Origin of the sequence: Brucella sp. NBRC 12950, from assembly GCF_030268145.1 — a bacterium.
GTDB lineage: Bacteria > Pseudomonadota > Alphaproteobacteria > Rhizobiales > Rhizobiaceae > Brucella.
Genome location: NZ_BSQC01000005.1, coordinates 150,785 through 166,644 on the forward strand (window position 1 = coordinate 150,785; position 15,860 = coordinate 166,644).

Genomic DNA, 15,860 nt, shown 5'->3' on the forward strand with positions numbered 1-15,860 from the left:
GTCCGCCCTTCGGCAGAAGTTTCCGGGTACCGCAGCCTGCGACGGGGTCCCTCATCTCCATGACTATTTCCAATAAGCGCGACATCACGCCGGAACTTATCTCTGCTCACGGCCTCAAGCCGGACGAATATCAGCGTATTCTCGATCTGATCGGACGCGAACCAAGCTTCACGGAGCTCGGCATTTTCTCGGCCATGTGGAATGAACATTGTTCCTACAAGTCGTCGAAGAAGTGGCTGCGTACTCTCCCGACAACCGGCCCACGCGTTCTCCAGGGTCCGGGTGAAAACGCTGGCGTTGTTGACATTGGCGATGGCGACTGCGTCGTCTTCAAGATGGAAAGCCATAACCACCCGTCGTATATCGAGCCTTATCAGGGCGCGGCGACAGGCGTTGGCGGCATTCTGCGCGACGTTTTCACAATGGGTGCTCGTCCAATTGCAGCCATGAATGCCCTGCGTTTCGGTGAGCCTGACCATCCAAAGACCCGCCACCTTGTTTCCGGTGTTGTTTCCGGCGTTGGCGGTTATGGCAATGCTTTCGGCGTTCCGACCGTTGGTGGCGAAGTGAACTTCGACAAGCGCTATAACGGCAATATCCTCGTCAATGCATTCGCAGCTGGCCTTGCCAAGCATGACGGCATCTTCCTGTCGGAAGCCAAGGGCGTTGGCCTGCCGGTTGTCTATCTCGGTGCCAAGACGGGCCGCGATGGCGTTGGCGGTGCAACGATGGCATCGGCTGAATTTGACGAATCGATCGAAGAAAAGCGTCCAACCGTTCAGGTTGGCGATCCATTCACCGAAAAGTGCCTTCTGGAAGCCTGCCTTGAGCTGATGGCTTCGGGTGCGGTTATCGCCATTCAGGATATGGGTGCTGCAGGTCTCACCTGTTCTGCCGTTGAAATGGGTGCGAAGGGCGATCTCGGTATCGAGCTCATTCTCGACCATGTTCCGGTTCGCGAAGTAAACATGACAGCTTACGAAATGATGCTGTCGGAAAGCCAGGAGCGTATGCTCATGGTTCTCAAGCCAGAAATGGAAGAAGAAGCACAGGCGATCTTCCGTAAGTGGGGGCTTGATTTCGCAATCGTCGGCAAGACTACTGATGATCTGCGCTTCCGCGTCATCCATCAGGGCGAAGAAGTTGCAAACCTTCCGATCAAGGAACTCGGTGACGAAGCTCCTGAGTATGATCGTCCATGGATGGAACCGGGCAAGCATGCACCGCTGCCTGCCAGCAATGTGCCACAGGTTGAAGACTATTCGGATGCGCTGCTCAAGCTCGTTGGCTCGCCGGATGGTTCATCGCGCCGCTGGGTTTACGAACAGTATGACACACTCATTCAGGGCAACTCGCTGCAGCTCCCGGGTGGCGATGCTGGTGTGATCCGCGTTGAAGGTCACGCCACCAAGGCACTCGCTTTCTCGTCTGACGTAACGCCACGCTATTGCGAAGCTGATCCGTTTGAAGGCGGCAAGCAGGCTGTCGCCGAATGCTGGCGCAACATTACCGCAACCGGTGCTGAGCCGCTTGCATCGACCGACAACCTCAACTTCGGCAATCCTGAAAAGCCGGAAATCATGGGCCAGCTGGTCAAGGCAATTGAAGGTATCGGCGAAGCTTGCCGTGCGCTCGATTTCCCAATCGTTTCGGGCAACGTATCGCTCTACAACGAAACCAACGGTCAGGCGATCCTGCCAACTCCGACCATTGCCGGCGTCGGCCTCATTCCTGACTGGTCGCAGATGGCCAAGATCGGCGGAATGCAGGATGGCGACACGCTGGTTCTGCTGGGCGGCGACGGCACCCATTTGGGTCAGTCAGTCTATCTGCGCGATCTTTTTGATCGTGCTGATGGCCCTGCTCCAACGGTTGATCTTGCGCTTGAAAAGCGTAACGGCGAGTTCGTCCGTTCGGCGATCCGCAATGGCCAGGTGACAGCCTGTCACGACCTCTCCGATGGTGGTCTTGCCGTTGCTGTTGCTGAAATGGCAATCAAATCCGGCAAGGGTGCGGTTCTTGATGCGGGCGACGGCCTGCCACATGCCGCGCTGTTTGGCGAAGATCAGTCGCGTTATGTTGTTGCAGCAACACCTGAAATGGCGAAACTCATTGCGCTCAATGCAGAAGGTGCTGGCGTTCCGTTCCGTGTACTCGGCACGGTCGGCGGCGACCGCCTGAAGTTCGGTGCAACGGTTGATGTCGCAGTTGCAGAGCTTAACAATGCTTTTGAAGGCTGGTTCCCAGGCTTCATGAGTGGAGAAGCTGCAGTCGACAACTAATCGTTATTGGTTAGAACTGTTACCAATTGACGCCCGGCCGGGAACACCGCGCCGGGCGTTTGCTTGTCGGCAATTTAAACGTTAGACAGTTGAATATTGACGTATCACGATGATGCGTTACGATTCGAAACGAACAAGAAGAAGCCCTAAAAGGCAGGAGATTTTGCATGGCTATGGACGCTCATGAGATCGAAAAACTGATACGCGAAGGTATTCCCGGCGCAAAGGTTACGATCCGCGACCTTGCCGGAGACGGAGATCATTATGCGGCGGAAGTTGTTGCGGAAAGTTTCCGTGGCAAGTCACGCGTGCAGCAGCACCAGATGGTCTATGACGCCCTCAAGGGTAACATGGGCGGCGTGCTTCACGCCCTTGCCCTCCAGACCAGCGTACCAGAATAAACTAATCCAACACCGCCCTCGGTTGAGCTTTCCAGCCTTTAGCCAAGGGTTGAAATACACGCAATGGCACTTCGAAACGACAATCCGGGCGGTGATTTTCTTCCTGCGGCAAGATGTTGCCCCCAAAACAGCCTGATTTCGCGCTAATTTGACTTGCTTTCACCTTTAGAGGGTGATTACCAAAGCTCAGCTTACTATATTGGGGTAGAACCTCTCCCTACGCGGGCCGGGATTTGAACCGGCATCCTGAAAGGAACTAAAATGACCGGAATCAACGATTTCATCGACAATGAAGTGAAGACCAACGACGTCGTGCTGTTCATGAAGGGCACACCAGGTTTCCCACAGTGCGGTTTCTCCGGTCAGGTCGTTCAGATTCTCGACTATATCGGCGTCGATTATAAGGGCGTGAACGTTCTTGCTTCCGACGAAATCCGCCAGGGCATCAAGGATTACTCCAACTGGCCAACCATTCCTCAGCTCTACGTAAAGGGCGAATTTGTTGGCGGTTGCGACATCATCCGCGAAATGTTCCAGTCCAGCGAACTACAGGCACTTTTTACCGATAAGGGTATTGCAACCAAGGCCGCTTGAGGATTAATTACCCCTCATACGGCTTTTAAAGCTCACCTTTTCTAAAAGGCGCCGTTTCATGGCGCCTTTTCTATTGCCCGATGCATAGCCATCATAGGCAGCATCTGCTGCCGGGCCGCTGTTTTCTAAATTCTGACTACTACACCGGCACTCCCCTGACCGGTGTGCCGTTTATCGAGGACTACCCAAATGCCAATCGACATTCAAAATGGTTCTCCGGACCAGAAGACTTCCATGCGCGGGCGCGGCGAGTTCATCGCTCTCATTGCAGCGATCATGGCAATCAATGCGTTGGCAGTGGATATTATGCTGCCCGGTCTGCCGCAAATTGGTGCCAGCCTTGGCGTTCTTTCAGAAAATCACGCACAGTTTGTCATTACTGCCTATTTGCTCGGCTTTGGCGTATCGCAGCTGTTCTATGGTCCGCTGAGCGACCGTTTCGGCAGAAGATTGCCTCTCTTTGGCGGTTTGCTGATCTATATACTCGCAGCACTTGGTGCAGCCGTTGCGACGGATTTCACAACACTTATTGTTTTGCGCGTATTGCAGGGACTGGGTGCCGCAGCAACGCGTGTAATTGCCGTTTCAGTTGTTCGCGATAAATTTGCCGGGCGTCAGATGGCTGAAGTCATGTCGCTCGTCATGATGGTCTTCATGATCCTGCCAGTGGTCGCCCCTGCAACCGGTCAGCTGATTATGCTGTTCGGTGAATGGCATCTGATCTTTCTGTCTATGGCGCTTATGGCTGTTATAATCGGTGTATGGGCATATTTGCGCCTGCCCGAAACGCTGCCCGTCAGCCATCGTCGTCCGTTGACAGTCAAGAGTGTAATCGGTGGTTTTGGCATCGTTCTGTCCAACCGCGTAGCGCTCTTCTACATGCTCGGCACCTCGTTCATTCTTGGAGCGCTGTTCGGCTACATCAACTCGGCGCAGCAGATCTTTGTTGATATCTACAAGCTTGGATCGCTGTTTCCGCTGGCCTTTGCTGCCGTCGCCATGACGCTTGCTCTCGCATCGTTCCTCAACTCACGCCTTGTCGGTCGCTACGGTATGCGCCGCATTTCACAGACGATGCTGCTGGTATTTGTCGGCTTCAGCCTGCTTTGGGTCGTGCTTTCTGTGACGTTCAGCGGTCCCGTGCCATTCTGGATTCTGATGACGATCTATATGACCATCATGTTCTCGTTCAGCCTTGTAACGGCTAACTTCAATGCGCTGGCTATGGAGCCTCTGGGCGAAGTCGCCGGTACGGCATCTTCCGTTTTGGGCTTTGCACAGACAGTCATCGGCGCAGCACTCGGCGCAGTCATCGGTCAGGCATTCGATGGAACGACAACGCCGGTCGCCGCAGGCTATTGTGTGCTGGGCTTCATCGCATTCATCTGCGTTTTGATTGCTGAGCGCGGCAAGATGTTCAAGCCGCACAACAAGCCAATCTGATTAGAAACTGAAAAGCCCGCCAGATGGCGGGCTTTTCTTATTCTTCCCAAAGAGCTGCCTGAATGGCTTTCCAGCTTTCCTTGTCAGGTGCAATCAACAGCCCACCGCCGGTGTGCGACGGCAGATAGTCGCTTTCATCCCAGCGTGCGAGATACCCACCCGCTTCCTGATGGATAAGCGCACCGGGCAAATGATCCCACGGCATCAGCTTGTTATAGACTGCGAAATGCGCGCCGCCCGTCGCGATAATACGATATTCATGTGCCGCACAGCGATAGCCGATCTTGGAGAGAAACTTTGTCTGGTTGCGTGCAAGGCGCGAACGGATCGGATCGACAGTATATTGCCAGGAAACCGCACCGGTCATCTGCGAAATATCAACAGGCTCAGCCACACTCACGCGGCTCGTTGAACCATTGGCATGACGAATATGCGCGCCGCTACCCTTTGAAGCAAAAATCCAGTCCTTGCCGACTGGGTCGTAGATAATGCCGGCAACTGTCTCGCCTTTGGCAACAACCGCCAGCATTACGCCGAACAGGGGAACACCTGAAGCAAAATTGAAGGTGCCATCGACTGGATCGATCGTGAATGCAAGATCCGCATCACTGAGCCCATCAAGCAAAGCCTCATCATCAGAACAAGCCTCTTCCCCCACGATCAGCGCGTTGGGAAAGCGTTCATTGAGGCGCGCCGTGATATAGCGCTCGGCATTCACATCGGCTTCTGTGACGAGATCGGCAGCAGAGGTCTTTTGGCGAATATCGCCCTGCCCCAGCTGGCGGAAGCGAGGCATTATTTCTTCGTTGGCTGCGTCTGCCAGAAGATCGGCCAGCCAATCGATCTGCTTTTCATCAAACTGCACTATCATTCTCCACATCGGAATTTGCCATCAGGCCTGCGAAATCGAACAGTTTGCGGTCGAGAAGATGGCTCGGGCGCACATTGGTCATGGCGCGGATCATCGTGTCCTTACGGCCCGGCATACGCTTTTCGATATCGGTCAGCATCGCCTTCATCGCATTGCGCTGCAGGCCTTCCTGGCTACCGCAGAGATCGCAAGGAATGATCGGAAACTGCATCGCAGTCGCAAACTTTTCCATATCCTCTTCCGCCGCATAGGCGAGCGGACGGAAAACCATGAGATCACCTTCGTCATTGAGAAGCTTCGGCGGCATGGCGGCAAGACGGCCACCATGGAAAAGATTCATGAAGAAGGTTTCGAGAATGTCTTCGCGATGATGGCCGAGAACAACCGCCGAGCAGCCTTCTTCTCGCGCTATGCGATAGAGATTGCCGCGGCGCAAACGCGAGCAAAGGGAGCAATAGGTGCTGTTTTCAGGCAGCTTTTCAGTAACAATGGAATAGGTGTCCTGATACTCGATGCGATGTTTAATACCGTAGCTGTTCAGGAAATCCGGCAGAATGTGCTTCGGAAAATTTGGCTGGCCCTGATCGAGATTGACCGCCAGCAATTCCACCGGCAGCACACCGCGCCATTTGAGATCGAGCAGAAGCGCCAACAGACCGTAGGAATCCTTACCTCCGGAAAGGCAAACCATCCAACGCTCACCAGGCTTTACCATGGCAAAGTCTTCGATAGCCTGGCGCGTATGACGCAGGAGACGTTTACGCAGCTTGTTGAACTCAACCGAGGCTGGCACATCGCGGAAAAGTGGGTGGCAGCCATCGCCTCCGTTTTCGTCTGCGATATCTGACCCGATGTTAGGATCAAAAGCGTTCATGATGCTTCCTGCGAATAAGAGAGATTATGTTTACATACAGAAAAGCCGCCCTCGGGAAAACCGAGGGCGGCCATTTATTTCAGCTAAATGAGCCAGAGGCTCAAAATTAACGCGAATAGAATTCGACGACGAGGTTTGGTTCCATCTGAACGGCGTATGGAACGTCGCCGAGAACTGGAACGCGTGCGAAGGTCGCAACCATCTTGTTGTGATCGACTTCAACGTAGTCAGGAACATCGCGTTCTGCGAGCGCAACAGCTTCGAGAACAACAACGAGCTGCTTCGACTTTTCGCGAACTTCAACAACGTCACCAGCCTTCAGGCGGTAGGACTGAATGTTGACGCGGCGGCCGTTTACGTTGACGTGACCGTGGTTGATGAACTGGCGTGCAGCGAAGATCGTTGGAACGAACTTTGCGCGGTACACAACAGCGTCCAGACGCGATTCGAGCAGGCCGATGAGGTTTTCACCGGTATCGCCCTTGCGGCGAGCTGCTTCATCATAGGTCTTGCGGAACTGCTTTTCCGAGATATCGCCGTAGAAGCCCTTGAGCTTCTGCTTTGCGCGGAGCTGTACACCGAAGTCGGACAGCTTGCCCTTACGGCGCTGACCGTGCTGGCCTGGGCCATATTCACGACGGTTTACAGGGGACTTCGGACGGCCCCAGATGTTTTCGCCAAGGCGGCGATCAATTTTGTACTTAGCGGATTCGCGCTTGCTCATCGCATTTCCTTTAAAAAGTTAGTGCACCTTACGGCGCTGACAGGAAACGCGCCCTCCTCTGCCCTTGGGTTTCAAGGACTGACAGGATGAAGCGCGCAGCTGCGATCTTCATCCACGGGACACGTCAAATGAAACGCCGGAGCGTTTAGGCTCCAGCGATGGCGGCTTTTAGTCATTGGAGTGTCATCTTGTCAAGGCTGAAGCCCTGATTTTAAGCCATTTGGCCAGTTCAAAGCGGATCTTAAATGGCACAAGGCATCATTTATAGAAGAAGCACGTCGAACTGGGTCTGATCGAAGCCAATTGCAACGTTCTGCCATCAAGCGTGAAGGAACGACATATCACCTTTCAACATTACTCGTTAGCGCCCGATATCAAAAGAGGTGAATATGGCCGTTTCCTTCGCTTTCCTTCAAAGGCTGATGATTATCGCCTTCGCTACTTTCGCGATTGTGGTGTTTCCGCAAGAGAACTGGGGCAGTCTTTCGAGCGCTAACGCGCAGAACCTTATCGAAAGGGTGTTAAACGGTAACGCCAGACACACATCTTCCCACAAGCGACCGAAGAAAAAGCGTATAGCCAAACAAAAGCAATCAAAAGCATTGCCTGCTGCGCCTAGCCCTTCAGCTACCCCCGCACCCGTGGTTATTCCGTTACCGACGCCATCACCTCGCCGCGAAGAGGAAACAGCAAAGCAGCCTGAACAATCGGAGCCTACTCAAACACCTCCTACTGAAAAGGCTCCACTTCCCGATAAAAAACCAGAGCAACCGGTAGAAAGCGCTGAACCGCCCCCCGCACCAGCACCCCCTGCAAAGTCCGAACGTGTCTATCAAGTGTCATGTCCTGCACTGATGGCCGGAGACGTAGAGGGCAAGCTGTTGCCACCGATTGAAGATGGCCCGCAATGCAGCGCTCGTTCGCCTCTATCGCTCACAGCTATAGGAAAAACCGAGCCGCTGAAATTCGCCACCGCAGTCACGACAAATTGCGCCATGGCTGTGACGCTTGCTGAGTGGTCGAAAGATGTCAGTGACGCCGCGAAGAAAGTGTACGGCGACAGCATCAAGATCACTGAAATCGGCACCGGTTCGGATTACCAGTGTCGCAAGGTCAATGGTGCTTTGACGGGGCGAGTCTCAGAACACGCTTTCGCCAATGCGCTTGATATCATGTCATTTAAATTTTCAGATGGCTCGAAGACGGAGCTCGAAAGCGGTTGGAATGGGTCTGAAAAAGAGAAAACTTTCTGGCGCGCGGTGCATGGTGCGAGCTGCAAGCTATTCATGACTGTGATCGGGCCCGACGGCGATGCTGCGCATCGCACGAACATGCATCTGGATCAGGGCTGTCACGGCAAATCCTGCCTTGCTCGAATCTGCCAGTAAGATATTCTGCTAGGTGACGGGGAAAACACAAAAAAATCCAATCTGCGTTTCTAATAGCATCGTCATTATCGATTTGCTTACCGCACTTTGCGCGGTAGCTGTTCAAAGGAAGCGATCCATGAAATCGACCCAACTTATACTTTCTGCAATTTTTACACTTGGTATTGCGGGCGCAGCCCATGCAGATGCGGTACCTAAGCGCTCGAAAGATTTTACCGGTAACTACCAAACGCTCGCAAAAGATCAACAGGCATCGCCGCAGGTGGCCGACTGCATTGCAAGCGCCTATGACTATGTGAAGAAAAGCAAAAAATACGACCGCCTTGGCTTCACCAAAGCGGACATTGCAGCAGCCACTACGAATGACAAATCATCGAAATTCAGCGCGAAAGACGCAAGCAAGGTTTCTGCGGTGATTTCTGTTCCGGGAGAAGCGCGCAATAGAAGCGGTGCGCAGTGGGATACGATCACTTTGCGCTGTGGAATTACCGGCGGCAAGCTGAAAGCTATCGAGCTTGCGACCGGAAAAGGCGCAAAATAGGCTATAGTTTTGTAATCTTGGAGAGCAGCTGATTAAAAATCAGCTGCTCTTCTTGTCTGAAACATGCTCCGGCAAGCCCTTGCGTTTGGTTTCCGCAAATTCTTCCAGTTCCTTCTCGGTCATCGACACATACATTTCTTTTGATGCACCGATCAGCTCACTCTTTTTGATTTCACCGCGCTTGGCAGCGAGGGCTGCACCGGCAGCTTTTTGCTGCGCCTGTGATTTTGCTGGCATGATCCTTACTCCCTTTTTCAAGAGAACAACGAGCGCGCCGATATCAGGTTCCTTAATCTTCCGTAGCTGCATCAAAGCGTGAACGGGCACTACGCATTTCCTCGCGATTTTTAACCGCCCACTGGCCCAACACATCAATCGGCACGGCCAGCGAATGACCAAGCTCGGTAAGTGAATAAGTCACTTCCGGTGGAGATGTTGGACGTACATGACGCGCGACCAATCCATCGCGTTCGAGAGATCGCAGGGTAACGGTCAGCATTCGCTGGGAAATGCCCTCAATCGCGCGACGTAAAGCGTTGAAACGTAATGAACCCGTTTGCAGATTGAAAACCACGAGAATGCTCCAGGTATCACCGACGCGATCCAGCACCTCGCGAATAGGGCATGAGCCCTCACCTTCGGGATCAGCCTGAAAAGCGGGTGTTGAAGACAATAAGGGCGAGCTCGCATTTGGCTCGGTCGTATTTTTCATTCTTACTCCTTAAAGCGCATCGCGCTTAATCGAGTTCAGGCGGCACGCTTTAAATCTTCGCTTCCAGGCACCTCTTCCGCAAAGACGGTTTGCGTTTGGGGGAGTCATGCGCGAGCCAAAACCTAAAGTTTTTATCGGCGATTTCTGCTCTTGCCGGCAACGCGGTTACTTCCATGTACCTTAAACATGAAAAAGTGCGTTCTTCACAAGGCTTCTCATCTCGACTACCTAGTTACCATAAAGAACCTGATTATTAAATATCACTTCTCTAGGTTTAACTGAAAAGGAAAATGTCATGGCTAAAATTGCACTGATCGGCGCTACCGGCTTTGTAGGCGCAGCTGTCCTCAAGGAAGCCGTATCTCGCGGCCATACCGTAACGGCCCTCGTCCGCAACACGGACAAGGTTGAGAAACTTGATAATGTTACAGCAGTGAAGACAGACGTATTCGACACTGACGCGCTCGCCAAACAACTTGCAGGCCACGACATCGTTATTTCAGCCTTCAACCCCGGCTGGACGGATGCCAACATTCGCGAAAACCATATCAAGGGCAGCCGCTCCATCAACGAAGCTGCCAAAAAGGCTGGCGTTAAGCGTCTCATCGCAGTCGGCGGTGCAGGCAGCCTTGCTATCAATGGCCATCAGCTGGTGGATTCACCTGAATTTCCGGCCGAGTGGAAAGAAGGCGCACTTGGCGCACGTCAGGCATTGCACGAATTGCGTGATGAAAAAGACCTCGATTGGACGTTCGTTTCGCCTGCGATCATTCTTCAGCCGGGCGAACGCACCGGAAAATATCGTCTGGGTGCTGACGAGCCTGTGTTTGATGACAATGGCGAAAGCAAAATCTCCGTCGAAGACTTGGCCGTTGCGATTGTCGATGAAGCAGAACAGGGCAAGCACATCGGCAAGCGTTTCACCGCTGCATACTAAGACAATCGATTGCCGGGCGGGCAACCGCCCGGTTTCCTCAAGGTAACCCGATCACCTTTCAGTGCGTTCTTAACAAGCAGCATGAAGCGCCTTAATTAAAGCGCAACAGCCAACAGATCGATGGAACGCCATGGAACTCGGTATTTATACTTTCGGCGATATCGGGCCTGATCCCGAAACCAATCGCCCCCTTTCGCCGCAACAACGGCTCAGCAATCTCATAGAAGAGATTGAACTCGCCGATCAGGTCGGCCTCGATGTATTCGGCTTGGGCGAGCATCATCGCCCGGACTACGCGATTTCTGCACCGCCTGTCGTGCTGGCAGCGGCAGCATCACGCACGAAGAACATTAAGCTGACCAGTGCGGTGACGGTTCTTTCGTCTGACGATCCGGTGCGGGTCTATCAGCAATTTTCAACGCTTGATCTCATCTCCAACGGGCGTGCTGAAATCATGGCAGGTCGTGGCTCGTTCATCGAGTCCTTCCCCCTTTTTGGTTATAATCTCGACGATTACGACACGCTTTTTGCCGAAAAACTCGACCTGTTGCTTAATATTCGCGAGAATGAGCGGGTTAGTTGGACTGGCACCATGCGCGCAGCAATTGACGGACGTGGTGTCTATCCCCGCGCGCTACCGGATTCCTTACCAATCTGGCTCGCAGTGGGCGGTACGCCCGCTTCAGTGGGACGAGCAGCACTTCTTGGCCTGCCTCTCGCCATCGCGATTATCGGAGGGTATCCGGAGCGTTTCGCGCAATTGACCGATTTCTATCGCGAAGCAGGTCTTAAAGCCGGACACGCACCAGAAAAACTCAAAGTTGGAATCAACTCTCACGGCTATATTGCTGAAAACTCTCAACAAGCTGGCGACGAATTTTACAGTTCATACGCCTATGTCATGAGCAAACTCGGACGTGAGCGTGGTTGGCCGCCGGCCACTCGTGAACAATTTGATGCGATGTGCCAACCACGAGGATCATTGCTCGTCGGAAGCCCGCAACAGATCGTCGACAAAATCTTGAGCCAGCATAGCTATTTCAAGCATGACCGGTTCTTGCTGCAGACAGCCCTCGGCAATCTGCCGCACAAAAATACAATGAAATCAATTGAGCTGTTCGGGACCAAGGTTGCGCCGGAAGTCCGCAAGGCCTTGAGCATGCGAACACCCGCTTAAAACAAAAGCCGGCTGTATATTCCCAGCCGGCTTTTTTTATTAGACCAGTTCAACTTCAACGACACCTGGAATTGCCTTCATCGCGCTCGCAATTTGCGGACTGACGCGATAGCGGTGGGGAAGCTCAATCTCGACTTCGCGCTGACCTTCTTCCTTAATGACAATCAGGCTCACCTGACCGTCGCCACGCGTGTTGAAATGCGGAACAATATGCTTCACCGCTTCCGCTGAACGAAGATAGAGCCGGAGTGCCTTCTGCATCCGGCAGGCTTCGTCCTCGAGCGACTGCACCGTCTGAATTCTGAGGCCAATCCCTTCTGGACGGTTTTCCGCGGCAACTGTGATCACCACCGATTTACCGCTTTCAAGCAGGTCGCGGTACTGCGCGAGACCTTCCGAGAAAAGTACGGCTTCAAACTGGCCGGTGGCATCCGACAGCTGCACAATGCCCATTTTGTTGCCTGTGCGCGTCTTACGCTCCTGTCTGGTGGTTACTGTTCCGGCAAGACGACCTGCATTTGCACCACGCTTCACCGCCGCCGAGAAATCGGCCCAGCTCTGCACACGCATCCGATCAAGGACCTGACGATATTCATCGAGCGGATGGGCGGACAAATAAAAGCCAACTGCCTGAAACTCGCGATGCAACTTTTCCGAAGGGAGCCATGGCGCTGCCTGCGGAAGAATAAGTGTTTCTTTCGGAGCACCTGAAAGCCCAAAAATATCGGACTGGCCGCTGGCCGCATTTTCCTGCGTGCGCTGCGCGAAGCCCATAATGCGGTCCATACCCGCGCTCATTGCAGCACGGTCGCGACCAAAGCAATCAAGTGCGCCTGCATTGATCAGGCTTTCCGTTACGCGGCGATTGACGATTTTCGGATCGATCCGCTCACAGAAATCCTCAAGGCTTTCAAACGGCTTTTCGGACCGCACACTGACGATATGATCAACGGCAGCTTCGCCCACGCCCTTGATTGCTGCCAAAGAATAGAAAATCTTCTTCTCGCCCACCTCGAAAGGACGGAACGATGTCATGACGGAAGGTGTCACAACATCGATTGCCAAACGATTTGCATCACGACGGAAATCATTGAGCTTATCTGCGTTCGACATATCATAGGTCATCGATGCCGCAAGAAACTCAACTGGATAATGCGCCTTCATATAGGCAGTTTGGTAGGAGACAATCGCATAGGCGGCAGCGTGCGACTTGTTGAAGCCGTAGTCAGCGAACTTAGCCAACAGGTCGAAAATCATATTCGCCTGAGCCTTATCAACACCACCTTCGATCGCACCATCAACAAAACGGACACGCTGCTTGTCCATTTCTTCGCGGATTTTTTTACCCATCGCGCGGCGCAGAAGATCAGCTTCACCGAGCGAATAGCCGGAAAGCACCTGTGCGATCTGCATCACCTGTTCCTGATAAACGATAACGCCTTGCGTTTCCTTGATCAGATCGTCGATTTTTGGATGAATGGAGGCGATTTCCTCCTCACCGTTCTTGCGCGCATTATAGGTCGGGATGTTTTCCATCGGACCAGGGCGATAAAGCGCAACAAGCGCAATAATATCTTCGATACGGTCGGGACGCATACCAAGCAGCGCCTTACGCATACCGGCACTTTCCACCTGGAACACGCCGACCGTTTCGCCGCGCGACAGCATTTCATAGGTGAGTTCATCATCGAGCGGCAGACGCGACAGGTCTATATCGATGCCCTTGCGTGCAACGAGCTTCACGGCTGTTTCGAGAACCGTCAGTGTTTTCAGACCCAGAAAGTCGAACTTGACCAACCCGGCTTGCTCGACCCATTTCATATTGAACTGAGTGACCGGCATATCGGAACGTGGATCGCGATACATCGGCACGAGTTCAGAAAGCGGACGATCGCCGATGACGATACCGGCGGCGTGGGTCGAGGCGTGGCGATACAGTCCTTCAAGCTTCAGCGCCATATCAAGAAGACGGCCAACAACGGGCTCCTTCTCACGCTCTTCATTGATCTTTGGCTCAGTCTCGATGGCTTGTGCCAGAGACACCGGATTGGCCGGGTTCTGCGGTACAAGCTTACAGAGACGATCAACCTGACCGTAAGGCATTTCGAGAACGCGGCCCACGTCGCGTAGCACAGCACGCGCCTGCAAAGTACCGAAGGTGATGATCTGCGCGACCTGATCGCGCCCGTATTTCTCCTGAACGTAGCGAATAACTTCTTCGCGGCGATCCTGACAGAAGTCGATATCGAAGTCGGGCATCGATACGCGATCTGGATTGAGGAAGCGTTCGAACAGAAGCGAGAAGCGCAGCGGGTCAACGTCCGTAATCGTCAAAGCATAAGCGACAAGCGAACCCGCACCAGAACCACGCCCCGGTCCTACAGGAATACCCTGTTGTTTGGCCCATTTGATAAAGTCCGCAACGATCAGGAAGTAACCCGGGAATTTCATGCGGGTAATAATGCCGATCTCGTAATCGAGACGCTCGGCATATTGTTCCTCTGTATAGCCTTCAGCAAGACCTGCTGTTTCCAACCGCATCTGCAGGCCTTCACGCGCCTGACGTGCCAGCTCGTCAGCTTCCGCCTGAATGGCTGCTTCAGGATCATCAGACTCGCCGGTGAAACGCGGTAGGATTGGCTGACGTGTCTGCGTGAACCAGCTGCACCGCTCGGCGATTTCAATCGTGTTTTCGAGCGCTTCCGGCAGGTCTGCAAACAGGGCAGACATTTCCGAACGGCTTTTCAAATGATGATCCGGCGTCAAGCGACGGCGATCATCATTGGATAGAATTTGACCTTCAGCGATGGCAAGAAGCGCGTCGTGCGCTTCAAAATCCTCGGCTTTCAAAAAGAAAGCTTCATTGGTCGCAACGAGCGGCAGTTCCATCGCATATGCTAACTCGACGGTCTTGGCCTCAAGCGCGCGATCATAGCCCGCCTGCCGCTGCAACTCGACATAAAGCCGATCACCGAATGCTTCTTTCAAAAAGGCCAAACGGCTTTCAGCGCGATCAGGACGATCAGCAGCAAATGCGCGTCCGATTGGCCCCAGAGGGCCGCCTGAAAGAACAATCACGTCTTCTGACAGATCAGATAACCAGCTTGCATCGACATGCACTGGGTCTCCCGATTGCGTATCAAGAAACGCACGGCTGACAAGCCTGACAACGTTCGCATAACCTTCCTCAGTCGAAGCGAGGAAAACCAGAGGTGCAAGATCGAGAACCAGTCGTCGGTTTGCACTGCGGCTGTTATCGTTGTGATCGCCAAAAGCAACATCCAGCTGACAGCCTATGATTGGCTGCAAACCATCCTTTGACGCCTTTTGTGCAAACTCGAGAGCGCCGAAAAGGTTGTTGCTGTCAGTTATCGCGATGGCCGGTGCTTGATCGGCAATCGCCTGTTTGATGATCTTGCCGACAGGCAGCGCGCCTTCCAACAAGGAGTAAGCAGAATGAACTCGCAGATGAACGAAACGAGGTGACGACTTGCCCTCGCCCGCTAAAATGCTTGCTTTATCATTCATACTATTTCCCCGATCTTTGCAGAGCTAAACGCACTGCAATATCATGACAACGACATCATGCCTTCAGCGCCATCCGCGTGCCAATCACGATATGGATTTGCACACTCTAACGGGCGACTCTTATCGCCCATTTAGGCAGTTTCGGGGAATACCGCAACGATGTCCAGAGTGACCGTCGCTACTATCATCGGGGTTCACAGAAGAACCCGCATTACGCTTTCAGATTACGCTTACCCAGATAGCAAAGGTAGCAACGAACAGGCTGACGGAGACGAAAGACAAAACGTCGTAGACGAGATCGGTCATTGGAATAACTCCTCTTTGTTCACGTATGTTTAGTTTTTGTTCCATTTTTGTTCTAAAGTCAACACCCGTTCTGCTGCAGTCA

The 15,860-nt window shown here is 53.3% G+C and carries 14 protein-coding genes; 8 read left to right on the forward strand and 6 right to left on the reverse strand.

Annotation, left to right across the window (positions count from 1 at the left end):
* The first annotated feature begins 59 nt into the window (after window positions 1-59).
* The 4 genes from purL to QSJ70_RS10260 all read left to right on the forward strand — a co-directional run bounded on the left by purL (window position 60) and on the right by QSJ70_RS10260 (window position 4,720).
* Window positions 60-2,282: a phosphoribosylformylglycinamidine synthase subunit PurL gene (gene purL / locus QSJ70_RS10245; protein WP_285536147.1), complete on the forward strand. Its 2,223-nt coding sequence runs from the start codon at window positions 60-62 to the stop codon at window positions 2,280-2,282.
* Between the two features lie 167 nt (window positions 2,283-2,449).
* The gene (locus QSJ70_RS10250; RefSeq protein ID WP_007874594.1) at window positions 2,450-2,683 is read left to right on the forward strand and encodes a BolA/IbaG family iron-sulfur metabolism protein; all 234 of its coding nucleotides are present in this window, start codon (window positions 2,450-2,452) and stop codon (window positions 2,681-2,683) included.
* 261 nt (window positions 2,684-2,944) lie between these two features.
* Window positions 2,945-3,277: a Grx4 family monothiol glutaredoxin gene (gene grxD / locus QSJ70_RS10255; RefSeq protein ID WP_007874592.1), complete on the forward strand. Its 333-nt coding sequence runs from the start codon at window positions 2,945-2,947 to the stop codon at window positions 3,275-3,277.
* Window positions 3,278-3,466: 189 nt separating this feature from the next.
* Window positions 3,467-4,720 (forward strand): multidrug effflux MFS transporter, encoded by a 1,254-nt coding sequence (locus tag QSJ70_RS10260; RefSeq protein WP_285536153.1) that lies wholly within the window; start codon window positions 3,467-3,469, stop codon window positions 4,718-4,720.
* 37 nt (window positions 4,721-4,757) lie between these two features.
* Here the strand turns inward: QSJ70_RS10260 and QSJ70_RS10265 are convergent, their stop codons facing one another.
* From QSJ70_RS10265 to rpsD, 3 genes are all read right to left on the reverse strand, one after another.
* Entirely contained in the window at window positions 4,758-5,591 is an 834-nt protein-coding gene (locus tag QSJ70_RS10265) for an inositol monophosphatase family protein (protein WP_502871675.1), read from the reverse strand.
* On the reverse strand, window positions 5,575-6,465 hold the full coding sequence (gene ttcA / locus QSJ70_RS10270) for a tRNA 2-thiocytidine(32) synthetase TtcA (RefSeq protein ID WP_007874586.1): 891 nt from the start codon (window positions 6,463-6,465) through the stop codon (window positions 5,575-5,577). Before ttcA ends, QSJ70_RS10265 begins: the two co-directional genes overlap by 17 nt.
* Before the next feature lie 106 nt (window positions 6,466-6,571).
* A complete protein-coding gene (gene rpsD, locus QSJ70_RS10275) occupies window positions 6,572-7,189 on the reverse strand; it encodes a 30S ribosomal protein S4 (protein ID WP_007874584.1) in 618 nt (205 codons plus the stop codon).
* A 389-nt stretch (window positions 7,190-7,578) separates the two neighbouring features.
* On the opposite strand from rpsD, the gene QSJ70_RS10280 reads away from it, so the two are divergent.
* Complete coding sequence (locus tag QSJ70_RS10280; protein WP_285536157.1) at window positions 7,579-8,577, forward strand: extensin-like domain-containing protein; 999 nt, start codon at window positions 7,579-7,581, stop codon at window positions 8,575-8,577.
* Between the two features lie 118 nt (window positions 8,578-8,695).
* Window positions 8,696-9,118 carry a type IV secretion system effector BspC gene (gene bspC / locus QSJ70_RS10285; RefSeq protein WP_113485129.1) on the forward strand — a complete coding sequence of 141 codons (423 nt, stop codon included), beginning with the start codon at window positions 8,696-8,698 and terminating at the stop codon, window positions 9,116-9,118.
* Between the two features lie 39 nt (window positions 9,119-9,157).
* Here the strand turns inward: bspC and QSJ70_RS10290 are convergent, their stop codons facing one another.
* Both QSJ70_RS10290 and QSJ70_RS10295 read right to left on the reverse strand, forming a co-directional pair.
* The gene (locus tag QSJ70_RS10290) at window positions 9,158-9,355 is read right to left on the reverse strand and encodes a DUF3008 family protein (protein WP_285536160.1); all 198 of its coding nucleotides are present in this window, start codon (window positions 9,353-9,355) and stop codon (window positions 9,158-9,160) included.
* Window positions 9,356-9,407: 52 nt separating this feature from the next.
* Complete coding sequence (locus QSJ70_RS10295) at window positions 9,408-9,830, reverse strand: winged helix-turn-helix transcriptional regulator (protein WP_007874578.1); 423 nt, start codon at window positions 9,828-9,830, stop codon at window positions 9,408-9,410.
* 295 nt (window positions 9,831-10,125) lie between these two features.
* On the opposite strand from QSJ70_RS10295, the gene QSJ70_RS10300 reads away from it, so the two are divergent.
* Together QSJ70_RS10300 and QSJ70_RS10305 are read left to right on the forward strand one after the other, a co-directional pair.
* Window positions 10,126-10,767, forward strand: coding sequence for an NAD(P)-dependent oxidoreductase (locus tag QSJ70_RS10300; protein WP_007874577.1), 642 nt, complete (start codon window positions 10,126-10,128; stop codon window positions 10,765-10,767).
* A gap of 130 nt (window positions 10,768-10,897) precedes the next feature.
* On the forward strand, window positions 10,898-11,944 hold the full coding sequence (locus QSJ70_RS10305) for an LLM class flavin-dependent oxidoreductase (protein WP_079211770.1): 1,047 nt from the start codon (window positions 10,898-10,900) through the stop codon (window positions 11,942-11,944).
* A gap of 39 nt (window positions 11,945-11,983) precedes the next feature.
* Here QSJ70_RS10305 and dnaE read toward each other — a convergent pair whose 3' ends face one another.
* Window positions 11,984-15,472: a DNA polymerase III subunit alpha gene (dnaE, locus tag QSJ70_RS10310; protein WP_285536164.1), complete on the reverse strand. Its 3,489-nt coding sequence runs from the start codon at window positions 15,470-15,472 to the stop codon at window positions 11,984-11,986.
* Window positions 15,473-15,860: the final 388 nt, after the last annotated feature.